The organism is uncultured Senegalimassilia sp. (assembly GCF_934632265.1).
In the GTDB taxonomy this organism is placed as follows: domain Bacteria; phylum Actinomycetota; class Coriobacteriia; order Coriobacteriales; family Eggerthellaceae; genus Senegalimassilia.
In genome coordinates, this window is record NZ_CAKTYH010000024.1 from 1 (window position 1) to 19,868 (window position 19,868).

General features: G+C 63.8%; 16 protein-coding genes. 2 read left to right on the plus strand and 14 right to left on the minus strand.

Going from position 1 to position 19,868, the window contains the following annotated elements; genetic code table 11:
• Positions 1–285 precede the first annotated feature (285 nt).
• The 10 genes from Q0H50_RS03175 to Q0H50_RS03220 all read right to left on the minus strand — a co-directional run bounded on the left by Q0H50_RS03175 (position 286) and on the right by Q0H50_RS03220 (position 10,592).
• Complete coding sequence (locus Q0H50_RS03175) at positions 286–1,107, minus strand: UTP--glucose-1-phosphate uridylyltransferase (protein WP_294419299.1); 822 nt, start codon at positions 1,105–1,107, stop codon at positions 286–288.
• Positions 1,108–1,197: 90 nt separating this feature from the next.
• A complete protein-coding gene (locus Q0H50_RS03180; RefSeq protein ID WP_294419301.1) occupies positions 1,198–1,383 on the minus strand; it encodes a hypothetical protein in 186 nt (61 codons plus the stop codon).
• 76 nt (positions 1,384–1,459) lie between these two features.
• On the minus strand, positions 1,460–2,236 hold the full coding sequence (locus Q0H50_RS03185; protein ID WP_294419303.1) for a cytochrome c biogenesis protein: 777 nt from the start codon (positions 2,234–2,236) through the stop codon (positions 1,460–1,462).
• Between the two features lie 36 nt (positions 2,237–2,272).
• Positions 2,273–3,031, minus strand: a complete 759-nt coding sequence (locus tag Q0H50_RS03190) for a heme exporter protein CcmB (RefSeq protein WP_294419305.1) — start codon at positions 3,029–3,031, stop codon at positions 2,273–2,275.
• Positions 3,032–3,751 (minus strand): ABC transporter ATP-binding protein, encoded by a 720-nt coding sequence (locus Q0H50_RS03195; protein WP_294419307.1) that lies wholly within the window; start codon positions 3,749–3,751, stop codon positions 3,032–3,034. It lies immediately after the preceding gene.
• A 101-nt stretch (positions 3,752–3,852) separates the two neighbouring features.
• The gene (gene ccsA / locus Q0H50_RS03200) at positions 3,853–6,066 is read right to left on the minus strand and encodes a cytochrome c biogenesis protein CcsA (RefSeq protein ID WP_294419311.1); all 2,214 of its coding nucleotides are present in this window, start codon (positions 6,064–6,066) and stop codon (positions 3,853–3,855) included.
• A 15-nt stretch (positions 6,067–6,081) separates the two neighbouring features.
• Complete coding sequence (locus Q0H50_RS03205) at positions 6,082–6,747, minus strand: cytochrome c maturation protein CcmE (RefSeq protein ID WP_294419313.1); 666 nt, start codon at positions 6,745–6,747, stop codon at positions 6,082–6,084.
• A 292-nt stretch (positions 6,748–7,039) separates the two neighbouring features.
• The gene (locus tag Q0H50_RS03210) at positions 7,040–7,939 is read right to left on the minus strand and encodes a LysR family transcriptional regulator (protein WP_294419315.1); all 900 of its coding nucleotides are present in this window, start codon (positions 7,937–7,939) and stop codon (positions 7,040–7,042) included.
• 209 nt (positions 7,940–8,148) lie between these two features.
• Positions 8,149–9,042, minus strand: a complete 894-nt coding sequence (locus tag Q0H50_RS03215) for a DegV family protein (protein WP_294419317.1) — start codon at positions 9,040–9,042, stop codon at positions 8,149–8,151.
• Between the two features lie 158 nt (positions 9,043–9,200).
• Positions 9,201–10,592, minus strand: a complete 1,392-nt coding sequence (locus Q0H50_RS03220) for a M18 family aminopeptidase (protein ID WP_294419318.1) — start codon at positions 10,590–10,592, stop codon at positions 9,201–9,203.
• A 102-nt stretch (positions 10,593–10,694) separates the two neighbouring features.
• On the opposite strand from Q0H50_RS03220, the gene crcB reads away from it, so the two are divergent.
• Positions 10,695–11,081 carry a fluoride efflux transporter CrcB gene (crcB, locus tag Q0H50_RS03225; protein ID WP_294419322.1) on the plus strand — a complete coding sequence of 129 codons (387 nt, stop codon included), beginning with the start codon at positions 10,695–10,697 and terminating at the stop codon, positions 11,079–11,081.
• Positions 11,082–11,284: 203 nt separating this feature from the next.
• Here the strand turns inward: crcB and Q0H50_RS03230 are convergent, their stop codons facing one another.
• From Q0H50_RS03230 to Q0H50_RS03245, 4 genes are all read right to left on the minus strand, one after another.
• Complete coding sequence (locus tag Q0H50_RS03230) at positions 11,285–11,764, minus strand: universal stress protein (RefSeq protein ID WP_118350270.1); 480 nt, start codon at positions 11,762–11,764, stop codon at positions 11,285–11,287.
• A gap of 333 nt (positions 11,765–12,097) precedes the next feature.
• The gene (locus Q0H50_RS03235; RefSeq protein ID WP_294419327.1) at positions 12,098–14,287 is read right to left on the minus strand and encodes a YhgE/Pip domain-containing protein; all 2,190 of its coding nucleotides are present in this window, start codon (positions 14,285–14,287) and stop codon (positions 12,098–12,100) included.
• Positions 14,280–17,282: a YhgE/Pip domain-containing protein gene (locus Q0H50_RS03240; RefSeq protein ID WP_294419329.1), complete on the minus strand. Its 3,003-nt coding sequence runs from the start codon at positions 17,280–17,282 to the stop codon at positions 14,280–14,282. The genes Q0H50_RS03235 and Q0H50_RS03240 overlap by 8 nt, the downstream gene beginning before the upstream one ends.
• 262 nt (positions 17,283–17,544) lie before the next feature.
• Positions 17,545–18,057, minus strand: coding sequence for a YbhB/YbcL family Raf kinase inhibitor-like protein (locus tag Q0H50_RS03245; protein ID WP_294419331.1), 513 nt, complete (start codon positions 18,055–18,057; stop codon positions 17,545–17,547).
• A 327-nt stretch (positions 18,058–18,384) separates the two neighbouring features.
• Here Q0H50_RS03245 and asnB point away from each other — a divergent pair.
• Positions 18,385–19,868, plus strand: a 1,484-nt coding sequence (asnB, locus tag Q0H50_RS03250; protein WP_294419333.1) for an asparagine synthase (glutamine-hydrolyzing), incomplete at its 3' end; no start/stop codon positions are given.

The following is a 19,868-nucleotide window of genomic DNA, read 5'->3' on the forward strand; positions in this document are numbered from 1 at the left end:
CAAGCTACTCAGGGAAGGCCGACTATTGTCTCTTGACATCTCGATGGGCATATGAGGGGACGGAGGTGTGTTCACGCGATGGGCTCGCTCCTTTCGCCGCGCAAGTCCGCTACGCCCGCATCCCGAAACGCGGCTTCCACCTTGTGCAGCATGCGCCGTTCGCCCTATAAGCCTCCTATAAGCCCACGACATCCCCGATCTCGCCGCAAGCGACCCCCTCCCAACGAAAAGGCCGCCCGGTGCATCACCGGGCGGCCGAACCGTCGCAGGTTTTCGCCGAAGGCCTTAGGCCTTCTTGCCGTATTTGCGCTCGAACAGGATGTTGTTCGTCTCCAGCCAGCTTTCCACGGTGCCGGTGTCGAAACCGTCCTGCGGATCGATGACGAGCGCGTACATCTCCTCTTCCTTGAGCACCGCGTCCAGCGCGTCGGTCAGCTGGATCTCGCCGCCGACGGTGGGCTTGGCCTCGGCCAGAAGCTCCATCACGCGAGCGGACAACAGGTAGCGGCCGAACACGGCCAGGTTGGAGGGCGCATCCTCAAGCGCGGGCTTCTCCACCAGGCTGTCGATCTTCCACACATCGTCGGAGATGACGGAGCCGGCGATGACGCCGAAGCGGTTCACTTGGTCGTCGGGCACGGGCATGACGGCGATGACCGAAGCGCCGTTGTGCTCGTCGGAGACCTTCTGCATGGCGGGCAGCATGTTGTTGTCGGGGACCAGGACGTCGCCCAGCAGCACGTAGAACGGCTCGTCGCCCGTCTTCTCGGCGGCGCAGTACACGGCATGGCCCAGGCCCAGCGGCTCGTCCTGGTACACGTAGCTGACGTTGAGGTTGCCGGCATGCTCCACGGCGTCGGCGTACTTGTCCTTGCCGCGCTCGCGCAGCATGGACACCAGCTCGGGGTTCGGCGAGAAGTGCTCCTCGATGGACTTCTTCTCACGGCTGTTCACGATAACCACCTCGTCGGCGGCCGATGCCAAGCCCTCTTCCACGATGTACTGGATGACGGGACGGTCCACGACGAGAAGCATTTCCTTGGGCTGGGCCTTCGTGGCCGGCAGGAAGCGCGAGCCGAGGCCGGCGGCGGGGATGATAGCCTTCATATAAGGTTTACCTTTCTTCGGGGGAATAGACGCGAAGCGCCGCGAGACGCGGCGCTTCGTCGATTCGCTTCGGCAATTGTAGCACGCGGGCTATTCGGCCTTCAGTTCCGCCACAGCCTCTTCAAGCACGGCGATCTGCTTCTCGGTCTTCTTCAGGCCGCTCACGCACACGAACACGTAGATGAGCAGCACGGACCACATGAGCGCATAGGCTGCGATGATGAACGGCATGGACGGGATGACGGTGCTGTAGATATCGGCAAGAACGGGATTCATGGGATGCTCCTTCGATCAAGCGCCCTGCAAGGCGCGAACGTTTGCTAACGGGAAGCGGGGCTCGCGCAGCTTTCGCCTAGCGCTGCTCCTCCAAAACCTCAACCTCGTCTTTGAGGGCCTGCAGGCGCTCCTGCAGGCGGACCTGGCGGAAGCGGAAACGGTACAGCGCGAACCCGACGAGCATAAGGCCCGCCAAGCACACGGCCACGGTCATGCCCATGTCGCCGGACATGCCGCCCTCGCGCAGCACCACGGGGTGCACGCCCGAGGGGATAAGGCGCGTGACCATGAAGCAGATGGGAACGTCCACCATGGCGATGATGCCGATGACGGCGGCGTACACGCCGCGACGCTCCGGCTCGTCGATGGCGTTGCGCAGCACGAAGTACGCGATGACGATGAGCATGAGGATCAAGTAGGTGGTCAGGCGCGGCTCCCACGTCCACCACACGCCCCACTCGAAACGTTCCCACAGGTCGCCCGTGATCATGGTGCAGATGACGAACACGAGCGAGATCTCCATGCACACCTTCGCGCACGTGTCGAAGCGCTGGTTTTTGGTGGCCAGGAAGCGCACGGAGTAATAGCACGCGAATGCCAACGCGCAAAACGACACCAGCGCCACCGGCATATGGAAGTAGAAGATCTTCTGGGACAGCAGCAGCTTGTTGGCCACCATCTGCCCGCCGATCAACTCGACGCCGTCGACGGCGGCTCCGTTGACGGGCCCGGCGTACAGAAACGCCATGAGAAAGCCCAGCGTGGAGAGCACGATGCCCGCCAGCAGCGCCCACGGCGCCATCTTGTCGGGCCACTGCCCCGCCTCGGGCAGCTTCACCGGTTTGTTCGTCATTGGTTTCCTTTCCTTATGAAGATCGCAGGTTGAAAGCTATGCGGAGATAACGAAATCGTACAGAACCCAGCTGACCAGCAGCATGATGACGTCGTAGCCGCCGGCAAGGGCCATCGATTGCGTGAACACGTCGAGGCACCCCTCGGCGCCCACCACCACGGCGGTGGTGGCCGACGCGCATGCGTAGAGCAGCGGGAAGATCAGCGGCACGAACAGCACGGCGAGCATGACGTCCTTGCCGCGCGTGTTCACGGTGATGGTGGACAGCAGCGTGCCGATGCCCGCCATGCCTATGGTGCCCACCGCAAGCGGCACCGTCATGAGCATGAAATCGGGACCGGGCTGGGCGGTGGTCAGGAAGAAGAACCAGAACAGCGGCACGGCGATCACCTCGACCACCAGCAAGAACAGCAGGTTCGAGGTGGCCTTCGCCAGGAAGATCACGCTGCGGTCCATGGGCACGAGCAAGATGCCCTCCATGCAGCCCTGCTCCTTCTCGTGGTTGAACGAGCGGTTCAAGCCCAACAGCGATGTGAACACGATGAGCGCCCACAGAAGCCCGCCGGACAGCTGCAGCACGTCGGTCGCCTGCGCCGTCTGCCCGAGCGCCGCGCCGTACACGATGAGCACGAGCAGCGCGTAGACGCCCATGGATGTGAGCATCTCCTTGGTGCGGAACTCCTGCTGCAGGTCTTTCGCCAGCAGGGTTTTGTACTGGGCGAACGTGCTGGGCGCGCTCAGCGCCACCTGGCCGGCGCGCGTCCGATCGGCGCCTGTGCTTGGTTTGCGCGCCATTTATGACACCCCCATTCCCACCGTTGAACGGTACAGCTCGGAGAACTCGTCGAAATCAAGCTGGTCCTTCGCCCCGAACGTCACCACGCGCCCGCGCGCCAGCACCAGCGCGTGCGTGCACATGTCGAAGCCCTTGCGCAGGTCGTGGCTCACCATGACGAACGTGCGACCCGCGCGCTGCTTCTCGATCAGCTGATCGAAGATGTCCACGGCATGCGGGTCCAGGCCGGAATACGGCTCGTCGAGAAACACCACGTCAGGGTCGTTCATCAGGGCGCGCGCGATGGTAAGGCGCTGCGTCATGCCGCGCGAGAACGTGCGCACCACGTCAAGGCGGCGGTGCTTCAGCTCGACGGCCTCGAGCAGCTCCATCACGCGCGTCTGCGGATCGGCCAGGCCGTAGAGCTTCGCATACAGAAGAAGGTTCTGCTCGGCGGTAAGATCGGGGTAGAGCATGGCGTTATGCGAGATCAGCCCGATGCGCCCGCGGGCCGCTTCAGGCTCTTCCCGCAGGTCGATGCCCATAAGCTTCGCCGAGCCGTCGGTCGGGCGCGTCAGCGTGGACAGCATGCGCAAAAGCGTGGTCTTGCCGGCGCCGTTGGGGCCGAATATGGAGAGGAACGCCCCTTGCGGAACCTCGATGGACACCTTGTCCACCGCCTTGCGCGTGCCGAACACCTTCGACAGCTTCTTTGTGCTGATGGCAGCCGTTTGCCCCATCGGCCCTCCTTCCCCTGCATCTTGGATGCGTGCGAGCATCTGCCCGTCAGTCTACCGCAAATCACGACCGCCGCGTGAGCGCTGGCGCCGGCTTCGGGCGCCTACGCCGCACTCTCCGCCGATTCACCGGATGCCGCATCGGCCGCGTCTGCCGCGACGCGCTGCGCGTCGGTGAGTTTGCGACTGGCGCGCCTGCGGCCCACGGTGGCCACGCACACGCCGATCATGAGCAACCCGAAGCCCGCCCACACCAGCGAGATAAGCGGATTGACCCGCACGTCCATTGAGAACGCGCCGTCGTTGTTCACGCCGCGGTACACCACGAACAGGTCCTCGGTGGGCAGCGAGATGACGCTGGCGACCAGCTTCTGCTGCTGGGTCTTCTGCGCCAGCTGCACGCTCGGGCTGACCTGGCCGATGAAGGCACCGTCCTTGTAGGCGTCGTAGTTCACGGCGTACATGATGACGTCGCCGTTGTTCACCTCGGTCACGGAATTGGACACGTACTCAAGCGTGTAATCCTTGATCTGGAAGGTTTCGGAAGCGGTATCGGATGCCTCGTCGTAGCCGATGTAGGCAACCTTCTCCGTCACGTACATCGACGACCCGATCAGACCGACCAGGATCACGGCCATGGCCGCGTGCGACAGGAAGCCGCCGAAGCTTGCAGGACGATTGCGCAGGCAGCCGCCGAAGGCCGCCACGGCGCCGCAGCTATGCGACTCCTTGTACGAGCGCACGATGCGACCCAACATGAACAGCGAGTTGAACAGCAGCACGCTTGCCACGAAGAAGCCCACGAGCGCAAGGCCGTTGTAGTACCAAGCAGGACCATCGCTTGCCAGCTCCTCGGCGGCGGTGCCGCCCGCGGCGATGATGTCGTTGTAGCTGGGCACCAGATACGTTGCCCAATACACCGCAAGCACCGCGAACAGGACCAGCGCGCAGATGGCGGGGATGCGCGCCTGCTTCAGGAACTTCGAGCGCAGCGTCTTGCCCCAGGCCAGCAGCGGGCACACCGCAAGAATGGCCAGGTACACCACGCCCAACGGGCGGGCGATGGCGTTGAACGTGCCCGAGGAGACGGTCTGGCCGCCGAACGGCAGGAACTCAGGCAGCGCCGAGGACACGGTCAGGTACGCCAGCAGCGTGGCGAACACCACCATGATGACGTTGTTGAAGTAGTACGCGCCTTCCTTGGACAGCAGGTTCTCCACCTCGTCGGAGCCGTCGGCGGCCGGGCCGAAGCTCTTCCAGCGAACGACCAGGCCCACGATGCCGGCCAGCAACGCCACGACAATCAGGGCGCCGAACAGCACGAGCGACACCGGGTCGCCCTCGAAGGCGTGCACGGACTGCACCAGGCCCGAACGGGAGATGAACGTGCCCACGATGACGAACGCGAACGTGATGCAGGCGCACATGACGCTCCAACGCTTGAACGCACCGCGCTGGCGGTACACGGTGAAGCTGTGGATGAGCGCCACGCCCACCAGCCACGACAGCAGGCTGGCGTTTTCCACGGCGTCCCAGCCCCAATAGCCGCCCCAGCCGAGCACCACGTAGGCCCACACGGCGCCAAGGCCGATGCCGATTCCTAAGAACAGCCAGGAGAGCAGGGCATAGCGCTGGCTGCGCACCACCCATTCCCTGGACGGGTCGTTCACGATGAGCGCCGCGATGGCATAGGCGAACGGGATGGTCAGGCCGGCGTAACCCACGAACAAGGTGGGCGGATGGATGGCCATCGCCCAATGCTCCAACAAGGAGTTCATGCCCAGCATGCTTGCAGCGTTTGTCAGCGAGCCGTCGGCGTTGTAGTACTTCTGCGGCGTGACCGTGAACGGCATGTTGCTCTCGCCGAACAGCAGCACGCCCACGAACGCCGCCAGCACCAGCTGCGACACCATAAGCGCCATGGAGTCCAGCTTGCGCGGGCTTTTGAGGTCGCGAACGGCCACCACGGAGTTGAACACGCTGATAAGCCATGCCCAGAACAGCAGCGAGCCCTCACGGCCGGCCCACAGGCCGGACAGCTTGAACAGCCAGCCGAGCGCGCCCTCGGCGTTGCTGTGCTGCTTAAGCACATATTCGATGGAGTAATCGCCCGCGAAGAAGCAGTACACCAGGATGCCGCAGCATACGGTAAGCGCCACCGTGGTCAGGATGGAGGCGATATGCCCGCCCCACGTCAGGGTCTCGCCAAGCGAGCTTTTCTTCTTGCGTCCCAAAATCGCGCCCGCCAACAGGCACAGCACCGAAACGGCCACGCCGGCGAACGCCACCAGCAGGCCCATAAGGCCGATAGTCGACATGTGCGAAACCTCTTCCTAGCCCTCAAGCGCCACATCGGTGGCAACGAATTTGCCATCGGCCGACAAGCTGCCGGTGACCACGAGCGAGCTGCCCTCCGCAATCTCGTCGGACAGCGCACCGTCGAACGCGATGGGAAGCGTCTTGCCGGAGTCGAGGTCTGCCAGCACGAGACGATCGCCCTCGCCCGCTGCCTTCAGGGAACCCGCTTGCACGGCGCCCGAGACCTTCACCGGCTTGTCGACGACCTCGTCGCCATACTCGAGCAGGCGAGAGACGCTCAACGCGCTCGAGGCGTTCTCGTACTTCGAGGGACACTTCGTCACCAGCTCGGTGGCATGCAGCACGCCGTCTTCGGCGATCTTGCCCGTGCAGATGGCGGTCACATCGTTGCCGAACGTGGCGGACACGCCGCCCTCGTAGCGCACGTTCAGCTGCTCTGCGGGGTTGCCATCCTTGTCGTAGATGGCGAACGTCAGCACGTTGTCGTTGGTGGCGTAGGAGTTCTCCACCACGTTGCCCGTCACTTGGATCTTCTGGTCCGCATACTTCCCCGCAACGGCGTCGGCGACCGTGGCCGACTTCGCGGCGCCGGAGCCGCCGACGACGGCCAAGATCACGACCAGCACGATGACGATGATGCCGGTTACCGCCATCATGCGGCGCTTCGTCTTCGTATTCACAGGCCCTCCCTTTTCCTTAAGCGTTTATCCCTTGCTTTCTAACGGCAACCATATCGAAAACAACGGGGGTATTCCATCACCCAGATAGTGTAATTTGCTCGTTAAACCGCCTTGTTTACCCGGAAAAGAGACCATCTCGACCGTTTACCGACGCGATAGCCGATAAGGAGGGGAGCTGGCTTATTTGAGCAGCACGGCGACATCGCACATCCGCGCCGCGGCAGCCCGCCCCCCGAAAACGCAAAAAGCCTGGGGCTATCGCGCTCGATCGGCGCACGATAGCCCCAGGCCGTCATTTCAAACCGCGCAGGCATCCCGCCAATGCGCTCATCCTCGCAGCGGGCGCATCCTGCCGCCACACCAGGTTCACAGGCAGCTCCATGCCCTCCCCCTGCACGAACGGCACCGCCTCCACATCGGGGAACTGCTCGGGATGGCGGCCATCGCACACCACGAGCACCGCTCCTCCTTCTTCATGGAGAAAGCCATGATGCCGCGCCACCGACATCTCCAGCGATGTCAAGCGCGGGTGCACGCCTTGCCGGGAGAGAAGCTCGAGCACCGTCGCCTTAAGGCAGCGGGTGTCGTATGGCTCGGCAAGCAAGGCTTCTTCCAAGTCGGCGAGCGCAACGGCCTTGCGCGAAGCAAGCGCGTGCCCGCGCGACACCAGTAACCGAAGCTCGACCGCGCCCACGCGCTCCCACACAAACCCTTCGGCCCCCGGACGCCCTGGCACCACCGCCGCATCCACGGCGCCGGACTCCAACTCCGACAAGCACGAGCCGCTGGAGAGAAACGACGCATCCAGCGCGATGTGCAGGCAGCGACGCCGGAAACCGCGGAAATCGCGCTCGGACAGCACGCTGCCGCGCAATGGGGAGCTGGCCACCGCGACGCGTAGCCGGGAGGCCCCCGCCGCGCCCGACAGGCCGCCGTCGCCGCAAATGCGCCGGATATCGTCCATCCCCTCGAGCACCTCGGAAGCGCGATGAAGCACCTGCGCGCCGCGCGCGGTCGGACGCAGGCGGCGCCCCGTAGGCTCGAATAGCAAGATGTTGAGCTTATGCTCCATATCATGGACGGATTTTGAGACGGTTTGCGGGGAAACGTACAGCTCCTGCGCAGCGGCGCTGTAGGAACCCGCACGCGCCGATCTAACGAAACGATCAAGCTGCTCGATGCTCGGACTCATTGCAACCCCCTCGCACAACATACGGATTATCGCGGGCAAAGCCGCTAAAACTGCAGGTCATACGCGTATGGAGGCATATGCTATCAAAGCGCTCCCAAAAGAGCCCCGTCCATCGCCGATTGCGTCCCATGCTCGGCCGCGGATAAAAAAGCCCCGGCATCGTAACCGCACGGTTACGATGCCGGGGCGAAACGCTTACCGGTTTTGCGCTACTGCTTGGCGAAAAACGCCAGCGCCACGGCACCCGGCCCCACATGCGTGCCGATGGTGCCTCCCACGGTGGAATAGCCCACGCTTTCCACGTGGCCCTCCCACAGCTCGCGGCTGTCCTCGATGTACTTGCGCACCAGATCGTCGCCCAAGCCGGTATAGCCCAGGAAGAACGGCATGTCGAAGTCTATGCCGCCGGCCTCCTTCACCTGCTGGATAAGCAGGTTGTTGCCCTTCTTCGAGCCGCGCGCCTTGCCGAGCACTGCAACGGCGCCGTCCTGGATGGCGACCACGGGCTTGATGGACAGCATGCCGCCGGCGAAGGCCGCCGTCTTGGAGATGCGGCCGCCCTTTTGCAGATACTCCAGCGTGTCGAGCAGCGCGACCAAGCGGATGCGGCCCTTCACATCGTCAAGCTCGGAGACGATCTGAGTTGCCGACATGCCCCGCTTCGCCAGGCGCGCCGCATATGCCACCAAGGCCTTCTGCCCGATGGTCACATTCGTGGAATCCACCACGTGCACGCGGCCTCCCCACGCCTGCGCCGCGGCAAGCGCGCTTTCGTGCGTGCCCGACAGCTTCGCGGACAGCGTGATAACCACCGCCTCGTCCGAGCCGCCGGCGTCGGGCGCGCCGAGCACGCCCTCGATCACCTGCGAGAACGCGAACGGCGACACCTGGCTGGTACGCGGAAGCTCATCGGACTCCACCAGCTTCTCGTAAAACCGGTCATGCGACAGGTCCACACCGTCCAGATACTCCTTATCGCCGAACGCGATGGAAAGCGGCACGACGGCGCTTACGCCATCAAACTCGCCTTGTACCAGGTCAGAGGCTGAATCGGTGATGATATGGACGCAAGGCGCGCTGGCGCCGACGGTTGGCTGCTGCAAAATGCTCCTATCGTTTTATGAATCGCATGATTGCGCGCGAACCGGTTCCGTTCACGCGCAACACCCCATATTGCAGCATTATGTCCATTAACGCAACCGTCACCTCATAACCGACATGCCAACGAAGATGACCGTGCAGCCAGAACCCCCCGGCCCCCTTATGCGCGCAGCTCCGCGAAATCAGCGTCCTCGATGCGCACGTCGGCGTTATAGAACGCCTCCAATGCAGCCGTTCCCAAGGCAATATCGGCGACGCCGGCCGTCTCATAGCTTGAATGCATGGCCAGCTGGGGCAGGCCCACATCAACGGCATGCATGCTCACCTGCATATTCGACAGATTCCCCAGCGTCGAGCCGCCCGGCATGTCGCTTCTGTTGGCGAAGCGTTGCAGGGGCACGCCCGCATCCTGGCATATCGCACAGAACACGGCGCGGCTGAACGCGTCGGTACAGTACTTCTGGTTCGCCGCCTCCTTCACCGCAAGGCCGCGGTTGAGCATGACGCGGTTGCCCTCGTCGAAAAGCTCGGGATGGTTCGGATGGAAGGCATGGGCGTTGTCGCAGCTGACCAGCATGCTCTTCGCCAGCGCGCACCGCAGCTGTTCGGGAGTGAACTCAAGTCCCGCGTTCACGCGCTCGAGGCAGTCGCGCAAAAACGTCGACATGGCGCCTTGCTTGGTATTCGAGCCCACCTCCTCGTTATCGAAGCAGCAGAACACCGAGACGACGTCGTCGTTGCCCGCGGCCAGGAACGCAGCAAGCGAGATGTAGGCGCACCCAAGGTCATCCAGGCGCGGGGCGCTTATGAACTCGTTGCCCCAGCCCCACACGGAAGGCTGCTGGCGGTTCACCAGGAACAGGTCGCGCGCAAGCACCTGCTCGGGCGCGACGCCCGCCTCCTGGGCAACCAGCCGATCGAAGGACCCGGGCTGAAGCGCCCCTGCCGACATGACCGGGCACAGATCGACGGCACGGTTCGGGGAAAAACGGGAATTCGCCTCGCGATCAAGATGGATGGGCACGCGAGGGATGATCAGCAGATCGGCATCGGGCGCGATCAGGCGGCTTTCCACACGACCGCCCGAACGCACCAGCACGCGACCGGCAACGGACAGGGGCCTGTCGAACCAGGTGTGGTCCATCACGCCGCCGTATGCCTCCACGTTCAAACGCATATAGCCCGACGGCCCGGAAAGCTCGGGGGCCGCCTTGACCTTGTACGTCGGGGAATCGGAATGCGACGCCGTAAGCTGGAAACGGTACGCGTCAAGCCGCGCGCCCACCTTGAACGCGATGATGCTCGAGTTGTTGCGCACGGTGTAATACCGCCCGCCGCGCTGCACCTTCCACGGCTTGCTTTCAGGCAGATAGGCGAAGCCCGCCTCGTCCAAGCGCCGCCGTATGGCCGCCACCGTATGGAACATGCTCGGGCACTCCTGCACGAACGCCGCCATCTGATGCGCCGCTTGCACATCCGCCTCCCCGATGCTTCGCTCCGGTGTATCGGCCTGCGCCGACGCCAAGCCCCTATCCATCATCTCATCCGCCATGGTCTGCTCCTTTCGTTCCCGTCCAGTCTAGCAACCAACGCGCGCGCCGGCAGGTTGCACTACAATACGAACCCGAAGAACATGCATCGGAAAGGACGTGCCATGATCGCGGCGTTATGCGTTGGAGCAGGCGGTTTTTGCGGAGCCGTTGCGCGCTATCTGCTTGGGCTGCTCCCCTATCAAGGGCAATTCCCGCTCATCACCTTCGTCATCAACTTCACGGGAGCCGTGGTCATCGGCGCCGTGGTGGAAGCGGCCAGCATCCGTCCCGGCATGCTGCCCGCAAACGCCGTGCTGTTCCTGAAAACCGGCCTGTGCGGCGGCTTCACCACGTTCAGCACCTTCTCGCTTGAAACACTCGGGCTGCTCGAACGCGGCGAATACGCCATAGGCGGCGCCTATGCGTTCGGCAGCTTGGCCGTATGCGTGTTGGGCGTCGTCGCCGGCAAGATGCTGGTGCGCTGGGCGCTGGGACCGCAAGCGGCTTAACGCAACGGCAACGCCCGCGCGCTTTGCGGGCCGATACGCAGCCGCAACGCCCCATCGCCGCAGCGCCGAACCCGGCATCCGAAGCGCCTCCGGGTTCAAGGACGCGCCCTCGGCCCCGTCCTGCATCCCCTCCCAAGCGCAAATAGCCGCCTGCAACGGCAAGCGTTGCAGGCGGCCGATCAGCCAAAACCGGCAGGCGAAGGCTACTTCACCGTGAGCACCGGCACATCGGTGGCGCGCAGCACGCCGAAGCTGACGCTGCCCAGCATGCCGCGAATGGCGCCCAGGCCGCGGCGACCCATGACGATGAGGTCGCAATCATGCTCCTCGGCGTAACGCGAGAGCGCATCGGCGGGAGAAGCGCCGGCAACGGCCTCCACCTGGGCGCGGTCGCCCAGATCGGCCAGGGCATCGCCCAAGTCCTCGGCAACACGCTTCTGCGCTTCGTCCAGCACGCGCTTGACCACGCCTTGATACTCCTCGTAATCCAACATGCCGTAGGGCACGCCGTCGAGCGCGCCGTCGGTACCCATGCGATCCACGCCCATATAGCTGGACGGAACGGCATGTACCACGGACAGCTTGGCGTCGGCGTCGCCGGCAACCAGGTCCTTGGCGTAGTTCAGAGCGTTCTTCGCGTGATCGGACCCATCATAGGGGACCATGACATGACGGAACATCATAACGGGCTCCTTCCCTCAAAAGCGCCCAGCGGCACCCCGCCGCGCGGGCTTGGAACCAGCGGCTTGCCGCCGGATGCGCAAGGCCTGCCCCTTGGCGCCTTGCCTTCTGACCCAACCGTTACGTTGCCGTCGTTCAAGCAGGTAACGTACCGTGTTGAACCTGCTCTAAATTATACTCCATGCAGCACGCGACAGGCCGCTGACCCGCAATCGGATCTCCTCCGCGCGACCAGGCAAGCCGTCGAACGGGGGCAAATGCGCGCAAACGCGAAAAGGGCGCAGCCCGAAACCGGACCGCGCCCCGAAAAGCCAAGCCATGCCGACGGCCGTCGCCTAAGCGACCACCTTCGATTTCTCCACCTGCTCCACGAACCAATACGTCAACCGCGACAACACCGGCCGCAGGATGCCCATGATCACGAACGGCACGATGAAGGCGAGCGTTATGCCGATCTGCACCCAGAAATCGTTCTGGTACACGCCCATGCTCGCCGCGCGCATGGCGTTGATGACGTGCGTCGCCGGCAAAAACGGGCTGACCGCCTGGAAGAAGCCGGGAAGCAGCTGCAAGGGGAAGCTGCCCCCGCCGCCGGTCACGTAGATGATGAGCAACAGCACGGCCAGCGCCTTGCCAAGGTTGGCGAACAGCGACACCAGCGTGTAGATGATGAAGCTGAACACGAAGCCCGCCACCCAGAAGCACAGCAGATACAGCAACGGGTTGGCAACCTGAACGCCCACGAACAGCATGTTGCCCAGGCATACCACCGTCGATTGCATGAACGCCAAGATAAACGGCGCACCGTAGCGCCCGAAGAACAGCTGCCAAGACTTGGGCTCGACCAGCCCCGCCTCGCGCTTGGCGCGTTCGGAGGGGACCGGGTTGAGCAGCACCATGATCAGCAACGACCCCACCCACAGCGCCAACGTGGTGTACAACGGCGCCATGGCCGAACCGAAGTCCTCCACCGGGAACACGGCGATGCGTTCCACCCCCACGGGCGCGGACACCGCCTTGGCGAGGGCCTCGGGGTCCGAGCCGATGATCTGCTTCAACTGCTCAACGTTTCCGCTGGCCAACGCCTCGTTGACGCGCTGAGACAACGCCGACATCTTGTCGGCGGACCCATGCAGCTCATCGGACATGGCACGGATGGCGCTCTGCGCGCCCGCAAGGTCGGACGACACCGAGGATGCGGCGCCGTTCAGGTCGTCGCCCACGCCGGAAAGCTGCGAAGCGCGCGCCGAAAGCGATTGCGCCGCCTGCGCCACCGAACTCGCCAAGCTCTCAAGGCCCGGCTTCAAGTTGTTCTCGTAGTCGTTCTTCAGCTTGTCGGCGTTCGCCTTCGCCTCGTCGAGCTTCGCCTGGATATCGGCGCGGGACGTGGACTCCGGATCGTTTCCAGAGGCTATCTTATCCGCCGCCGAGGTCAAGCTGTCGCGCAGCTTCTCAAGCGAGGATATGGACGTGTTCAGCTGCGACACCACCGCATCGACCGCCGGGCGATACTGCTCGTCGAGCTGCGGCTTTATGGATTCGAGCACCTCGATGAGCTGCTGGTAGCGCCCTATCTGGGCATCCACGTCTGCCGCCTGGTCGCGAAGGCTTTGCGCGGCGTTCGCCTTATCGGCGTCCACCTGCGCGTACACCTTGTCAATGGCCGCGGGAACCTGATCGAAGCCATCGGAGCTTTGGGCCAGCGCGTCGGACAAGGACGACACCGAGGTCGTCAGCGCATCGCCGATGGTCTCGGCACCGCTTTTCGCCCCCGAGGCCTGCTGCTGCGCGTCCTTCACCGCGCTTTGGGCGTTGCCCAAAAGCTGGGTGGAGCTTCCCACCAGCGCCTGCGCCGTTCCCGCCAGGTTCGCATACGACTCGAGCACGTCGGCGGCGGTGCGCATCTGGTCGGCGGACGAGGAGATGGTGCCCGAGAGCTTGGCCACCCGCCCCGCCGCATCGGAGTCGTCGGCCACCGTTCCCAGCGAATCGATCAGCCCCAGCGCCACATCGGAGATGGTCTCGGCGAACGTGGTGTTGACCTGGGCGGCAACCTTGCTGGACGCCTGATCGGTCACGCGCGGCGCCACGGCGTTCTTCTTCTCGTTCTCGTAGTAGATAAGCTCGGCGTGCTCGGCATCGTCGGAGTAGAAGCTCATCATGTCGGAGCTGAAGCTTTGCGGGATGACCACGGCCGCATAGTACTTGCCCGAGCGCGCGCCGTCGATGGCGTCCTCCTCGTCGGTGAACACCCAGTCAAGCTGATCGTTGGCGCGCAGCGCCGACTCCACGCTGTCGCCCACGTTGATCTTCGTCGGCAGCAGGTCGCTTTGGTACCCCTCATCGGAGTTGGCCACGGCAACCTTCAAGTTGCCCGTGTTGTCGAACACGTTCCAGCACGCGATGACGTTGTACCACGTGAAGATAGACGGCAAAAACACCAGGCCCAAAACGATGACCACGGTTATCACGTTGCCGAACAGGTGCTTGATATCGTAGGAGAACAGCTTGAACACGTTACGCATGGCCGCCCCCCTTCTTCGAATCGCCCTTTTTCTTATGCTTCTTATGCTTCTTGCCGTGCTTGCCGCGCTCGGCTTTGCGCTGCGCAAGCGCCTCAAGGTCGTCGGCGCTCAGTTCAAGGGAGGGAACCTCCGCTTCAAGCAGCTCCTCATCGCTCTTGTCCTTTTCGCCATGAACCTCGTCATCGGTCAAAAACGGCCCGTCGAAGTACGCCGGTTCGCCCTTGACAGCCAGGTCCATAAGCGATGCGCCCTTGCCCGGAGCATCCTTCGGCTTGCGAGCAGCGCCCTGCCCGGGGCCATCGGACCCGAACGCCGGAGCTGACGGGTCTGCCAAGTCATCGGCAGCCACGCCCACAGGCGGCAAGGGAACGGACACGCCCGCTGCGCGTGCGGTGCGGTCGACGGGCACCGACACGCGCGCCGTGGACATGGCGGCGGGAACCAGCTCCTTGACCACCTTCTTGCCCCGATCGGCCAAATGCCCGCGCAGCTCGTCGTCGCTCATGTTGTCGATGGACGCCTGACGCTGGATGTTGTCGCGCACCATTTCCAAGCCCAGCAAGAAGGCGATGAGGACGACCAACCAGGTCAGCCACGCCGTCAGGATGACCACCTTCTCGGTGGTGGTGACGGCGAACACCAGCGTGATCGCCACCGGCACGGCGATGCCCAGGATAAGCGCGCCGCGTTTCATGCGGGGATAATGCCTCAGGAAGGCATCCGCCTGCTGCCGCAGCGCATTGTGGAACTCGTCATGGTCGGATAGCGCCCGGATAAGCTGCCCGATGCGGTAACGGCGCTCGGGCGCCAAGGCCTCCTCGACGTTGAGCAGGTCGCTTTGCTTGATCTCCTTCGCCACCAGGCGGTTGAGGTTGGTCAGATGCGGGCGCACGAACAAACCCACCAGCGCCATGGATAGCGCGATGAGCAGCAGCACCCCGCAATAGCCCAGCCACTGCGTGCCGTAGAAGCCGCCGATGGTCTCGCGCAGCGCGTTGATGCCGTACGTGAACGGGAACATGGGATACACCGTGCGAAAGAAGGCGTCGGTCATCTCGACCGGATACAAGCCCGTACCGCCCGGGATCTGCACGAACACCATGATGATGCACAGGCCGATGCCGATATGCTGGAACGACGACGACAGCGTGTACGTGATGCACAGGTACGAAAGCGACAGCAGGATGGCCGTCGCGAAAAACGCCGGCACCGACGCCGCCTGCACGCCGATGAACAGGCAGCCCGCCACGCACACCACAGCTTGCAGGGTCACCATCAGGGCGAAGAACAGCCAACGGCCGATATAGCCCTGCATCACCGTCAGACCGGGCACGCCCTCCTTGTCGACCTCCAGCTTCAAGATGACGCACAGCATCAACGTGCCGATCCACAGGCTCAAGCTGATGAACAGCGGGGCCATGGCGGAGCCGTAGGCGTTGAGCGGGTACAGCTTCTCGGTGGTCACCTGCGTGGGGGCCTGCATGAACTCCGCTATCTTCTCGGGGTCGATGCGCCCGTTGTCGGTCAGCTCCGATATCGCCGAGGACGTTCCCAGCAGGGACACGTCGTTGCGCGCCTGGCGCATGGTCCCCTCAAGGCTTGACAGCAAGACGTCGGTCTGCGCCATGGCGTCGCTTGCCACGTGCAGCGTCCCCGAGAGCTGGTCGATCACGCTCGAGGTCTCGTCGATCAGGTAGCCTTGGTTCGAGATGGCGCCCTTCAAGTTCGCAGCGGCGATGCCGACTTGGGAAATGCCGTTGCTCACCTGCGGCAAAGCGCTGCCGAACAGCTGCTGCTGATACGAGCTGGAAGCGGTGATGGCGTTTTGGGCGGCGGCGTTGATGGTGCTCGCAGCGGCGGCGACGCTGGAAGCGCTGGCGTCCACGTCATTGCTGAGCGTCTTCAGGTCGTTCAAATCGCGCTGCAGCTCGGCGTTGCGAGCGGTCAGGGAGTCGATGGCGAACCGCAGCTGCTCCTTGTTCGGATCGGAGTCGGGCATCTGGTCGTACACGATCTGCAGCTGCTCGATGACGGCAGTGTTCATGTCCAGCACGCCCTGGGCGCGATCCGCCGCGGCGTCCACGGTGCCTTGCGCACCCGATATGGCGTTGGAAGCATCGGTGACCGCCCCGGCCGCCTGCGAGGCAACCTGCGACAGCATCAGATTCGTGTTCGACATGCCGGGCATGGCCACCGACGTGAACGTGCCCAAGCTGCTTTGCAGCGTCAGGGAAAGGTCTCTGACCTGCTGCAGCTGGTCCTGCACGGTCCGCGCATCGGCGCGCGCCTGCTCAAGCTGGCCCTTCGCCGACTGCGCCTTCTGGCGGGCCTCCTCGGTGGATGCCGCCAGCCCGCTTACGGTCGTGCGCGCATTGGAAATGGAATCAACGGCGCGCGAAAGCTGCGCCGCCGAATTATTCTGCGCAGTGCTGAGGTTTTGCTCGGCCTCGGCAACCTTGTCGTTGAGCGTATCCGCCACCACCGAGCTGACCGTGGAGACGAACTGGCTGTTGATGGTCTCGTCAAGGGTGGACGAGCCCGCATCGGTCACCTTCGGCGACACGGGGTTCATCTTCTCGTTGACGTAATACTGCAGGTTAGGCTGCTGAAAATCGCCCGTCACGATGGTGAACAGGTTGGCGGTGAAGTCCTCGGGGATGACGAACGCCGCATACACCTCGCCCGACTCCACCTTGCGCATCGCGTCATCGTAATCGGTGAACTCCCATTTCAACTGGGTGTTCTCATGCAGCGTGTCCACAATCTGGTTGCCCAGGTTCATCTGGCCCATCAAGTCGTTCTCAGATCCGGCATCCTGGTTCACCACGCATACGCGCATGTTCCCCGTGTTGTCGTAGGGATTCCAAAAGCCGATGACGTTGAACCACGTGTACGTCGACGGCAGCACGATGAGCACCACGACCACCACCAAGGCGGCCGGCGCCTTCAAAAGGCGCAGCAGATCGCGGCCGAGCACGTGCAGAACGTTTTTCATAACGGGCGGTACCTCTTCCATAGCCGGCGCTACCGAGCGCGGATCCATAACCTTGCGGCGCCATCGCGAAAACAAGGGCGGGCGGCCAACCCCACGGCAGACCGCCCGCGCCCAAGCGTCAAGACGACAGGCGCCCTATTGCGTACCCGTCATTGTAAAATACCCCACCTGCGGCGCTACTCCGTACAGCGCCAAACCACAGAATCCGTTTCATTACTGTAAGAATCTTCCTAACGAAGCGAATCAAAGGAGCCTTATACCGCTACGCGCGGCTCGGCAGCTCAACGGACGCCTGATCGATCACGTGGCCGTCCATTACGCGGCGCAGCTCGTTGAGATAGAAGCCCTCCGGCAAGTCAAGCTCGCAATCGAGCGCGTACACGTTCAACGTGTAGCTGTGCGTGGCATCGGGAGGCTGCGGGCCGCAGTAACGGGAATGCACCTGCGGGTTGTCGCTGCCGTGAGCCATGGGCGACCAATTGCTGTTACGGCCCTGCACCATGTCGACCGCCCCCGTGCGGCTGGCGTCCTCGGGAATGAGCGTCGTGGTTGCCGGCAGGTTGCAGGCGGTCCAGTGGATCCAGCAGAAGCCGCCTACGGGAATGGCGTCGTAGTCGATGAATGCCAGGGCGAGCGTCTGCGTCCCCTGCGGCACGTCGTTTATCTCAATGGGGAACGAACGCACGGGAAAGCCCTCCAGCCGGTCCTGCTCGGGCGCGTACTTCCCGAACCTATCCGCCAACAGGCCGCCATCCAATTCAACATGCACCTTCATAGCATGCCCCTTTCCCTTTCGTCGTTTCAGCGCCTTTGCAGGCGAGCTGTCGTCGCCCCGCAGGCATACATGCGATCATCCGCCACGCCCCAGGCGCAGCCCGACCCGCTCAAGCAGGCGCGAGAAGGCTGTTTCGACCGCGGGCTCCTCGACCCATCGGCTCGAGCGGGCCCCTTTCCCGCAGTGTAGCACGCACCCCGGCACCCGCCGGCGCGCTTGCCGGGGCGGCGTTGGAAAATCTGCGCTTTTCGCGGGAGGCGTGCCACCGTCCGCCCCATTCGTTATGATGAACCTTACCTTTATATATGATTGGAGGGATGCCTCACCATGTGCGGTATCTGCGGATTCACGCAGGCTGATGATGCAAGCCTGCCCACCCTGAAAGCCATGTGCGACGTCATGGCCCATCGCGGGCCCGACGGCGAAGGCCAGTACATCGACGCCGAAAGCGGCATCGCCCTGGGCCATCGCCGCCTTTCGCTCATCGACCTTGCCAACGGCAACCAGCCCATGGTGCGCTCCACGGGCGAGCACGCCGCCGTCATCACCTCGCCGGCGCTGCACCTTGACGGCACCCCGTGCGGCACGCCCGAGCAGGCGGCCGCCAAGGGGCGCTACGCCATCGTGTTCAACGGCGAGATCTACAACTACCGCGATCTGCGCGCCGAGCTTGAGGCGCAAGGCTGGCAGTTCCAAACCAACTCCGACACCGAGGTCCTGCTCACGGGCTATCTGGCATGGGGCGAAGGCGTGCTCGACCGCCTGCGCGGCATGTTCGCGTTCGCCATCTGGGACCGCGATGCACGCGAGCTGTTCTGCGCCCGCGACTTCTTCGGCATCAAGCCGTTTTACTACACGCAGCAAAACGGCCGCTTCATCTTCGCATCCGAGATCAAGTGCATCCTCGAGCATCCGGACTACACGCGCGAGCTCAACCATGAAGCGCTCGAGCAGTACCTGTGCTTCCAGTTCAGCGCCCTTCCCGAAACGTTCTTCAAGGGCATCTTCAAGCTGGCTCCCGCGCACTGCATGACCGTGCATGCCGACGGCTCCATCACCGAGCGCCGCTATTGGCGCCCCGAGTACCGCTTCGATGCGCAGCGCAGCCGCCAGGATACCGTCGAGGCCATCGACGAGGCCGTGCGCGACAGCGTGCGCTATCACAACGTGGCCGACGTCGAGGTCGGCAGCTTCCTGTCCTCGGGCATCGACTCCAGCTACATGGCCGCGTGCCTGGCCAAGGAAAACCCCGACATCAAAACGTTCACCGTCGGCTTTGATTGCTACAAGAACGCCGCCGCTAACAACGCCGAGGGCGCCGGCGGCATGATGCGCGACGAGATCTCGTGGGCCCACGAGCTTGCCGACGAGCTGCACATCGCCAACACCAACAAGTACATCGGCGAGGACGAGTACTGGGAAAGCCTGCCCCGCGTGCAGTGGCACATGGACGAGCCGTCCGCCGACCCTTCCGCCGTGGCGCTGTACTTCGTCGACCAGATCGCCGCAACGCAGGTCAAGGCGGTGCTCTCCGGCGAAGGCGCCGACGAGTTCTTCGGCGGTTACCGCATCTACCAAACGCCGTTCTCCAATGCCAAGCTGTCCTGGGCCCCGAAGGGCCTGCTGCGCGGCGCGTCCAGCGTCATGCGCAAGCTGGGCATCCGCGGCGCGAACTACCTTGAGCGCGCCAGCGAAACGCCCGAGGATTGGTACTACACCAACGCCAACGGCGTCGCCTTCACCGCAGAGGAGCGCGCCCAGTTGCTGCGCGGCGGCTGCAACGCCCCTACCCCCCAGCAGCTCACCGCACC

Bases quoted from the DNA above. Each gene is read 5' to 3' on its own strand.
- Q0H50_RS03190 (WP_294419305.1), bottom strand. From the start codon at position 3,031: ATGGCGCGCAAACCAAGCACAGGCGCCGATCGGACGCGCGCCGGCCAG.
- ccsA (WP_294419311.1), bottom strand. From the start codon at position 6,066: ATGTCGACTATCGGCCTTATGGGCCTGCTGGTGGCGTTCGCCGGCGTG.
- Q0H50_RS03210 (WP_294419315.1), bottom strand. From the start codon at position 7,939: ATGAGTCCGAGCATCGAGCAGCTTGATCGTTTCGTTAGATCGGCGCGT.
- Q0H50_RS03230 (WP_118350270.1), bottom strand. From the start codon at position 11,764: ATGATGTTCCGTCATGTCATGGTCCCCTATGATGGGTCCGATCACGCG.
- Q0H50_RS03245 (WP_294419331.1), bottom strand. From the start codon at position 18,057: ATGAAGGTGCATGTTGAATTGGATGGCGGCCTGTTGGCGGATAGGTTC.
- Q0H50_RS03180 (WP_294419301.1), bottom strand. From the start codon at position 1,383: ATGAATCCCGTTCTTGCCGATATCTACAGCACCGTCATCCCGTCCATG.
- Q0H50_RS03175 (WP_294419299.1), bottom strand. From the start codon at position 1,107: ATGAAGGCTATCATCCCCGCCGCCGGCCTCGGCTCGCGCTTCCTGCCG.
- Q0H50_RS03240 (WP_294419329.1), bottom strand. From the start codon at position 17,282: ATGAAAAACGTTCTGCACGTGCTCGGCCGCGATCTGCTGCGCCTTTTG.
- Q0H50_RS03220 (WP_294419318.1), bottom strand. From the start codon at position 10,592: ATGGCGGATGAGATGATGGATAGGGGCTTGGCGTCGGCGCAGGCCGAT.
- Q0H50_RS03195 (WP_294419307.1), bottom strand. From the start codon at position 3,751: ATGGGGCAAACGGCTGCCATCAGCACAAAGAAGCTGTCGAAGGTGTTC.
- crcB (WP_294419322.1), top strand. From the start codon at position 10,695: ATGATCGCGGCGTTATGCGTTGGAGCAGGCGGTTTTTGCGGAGCCGTT.
- Q0H50_RS03185 (WP_294419303.1), bottom strand. From the start codon at position 2,236: ATGACGAACAAACCGGTGAAGCTGCCCGAGGCGGGGCAGTGGCCCGAC.
- Q0H50_RS03235 (WP_294419327.1), bottom strand. From the start codon at position 14,287: ATGCGTAACGTGTTCAAGCTGTTCTCCTACGATATCAAGCACCTGTTC.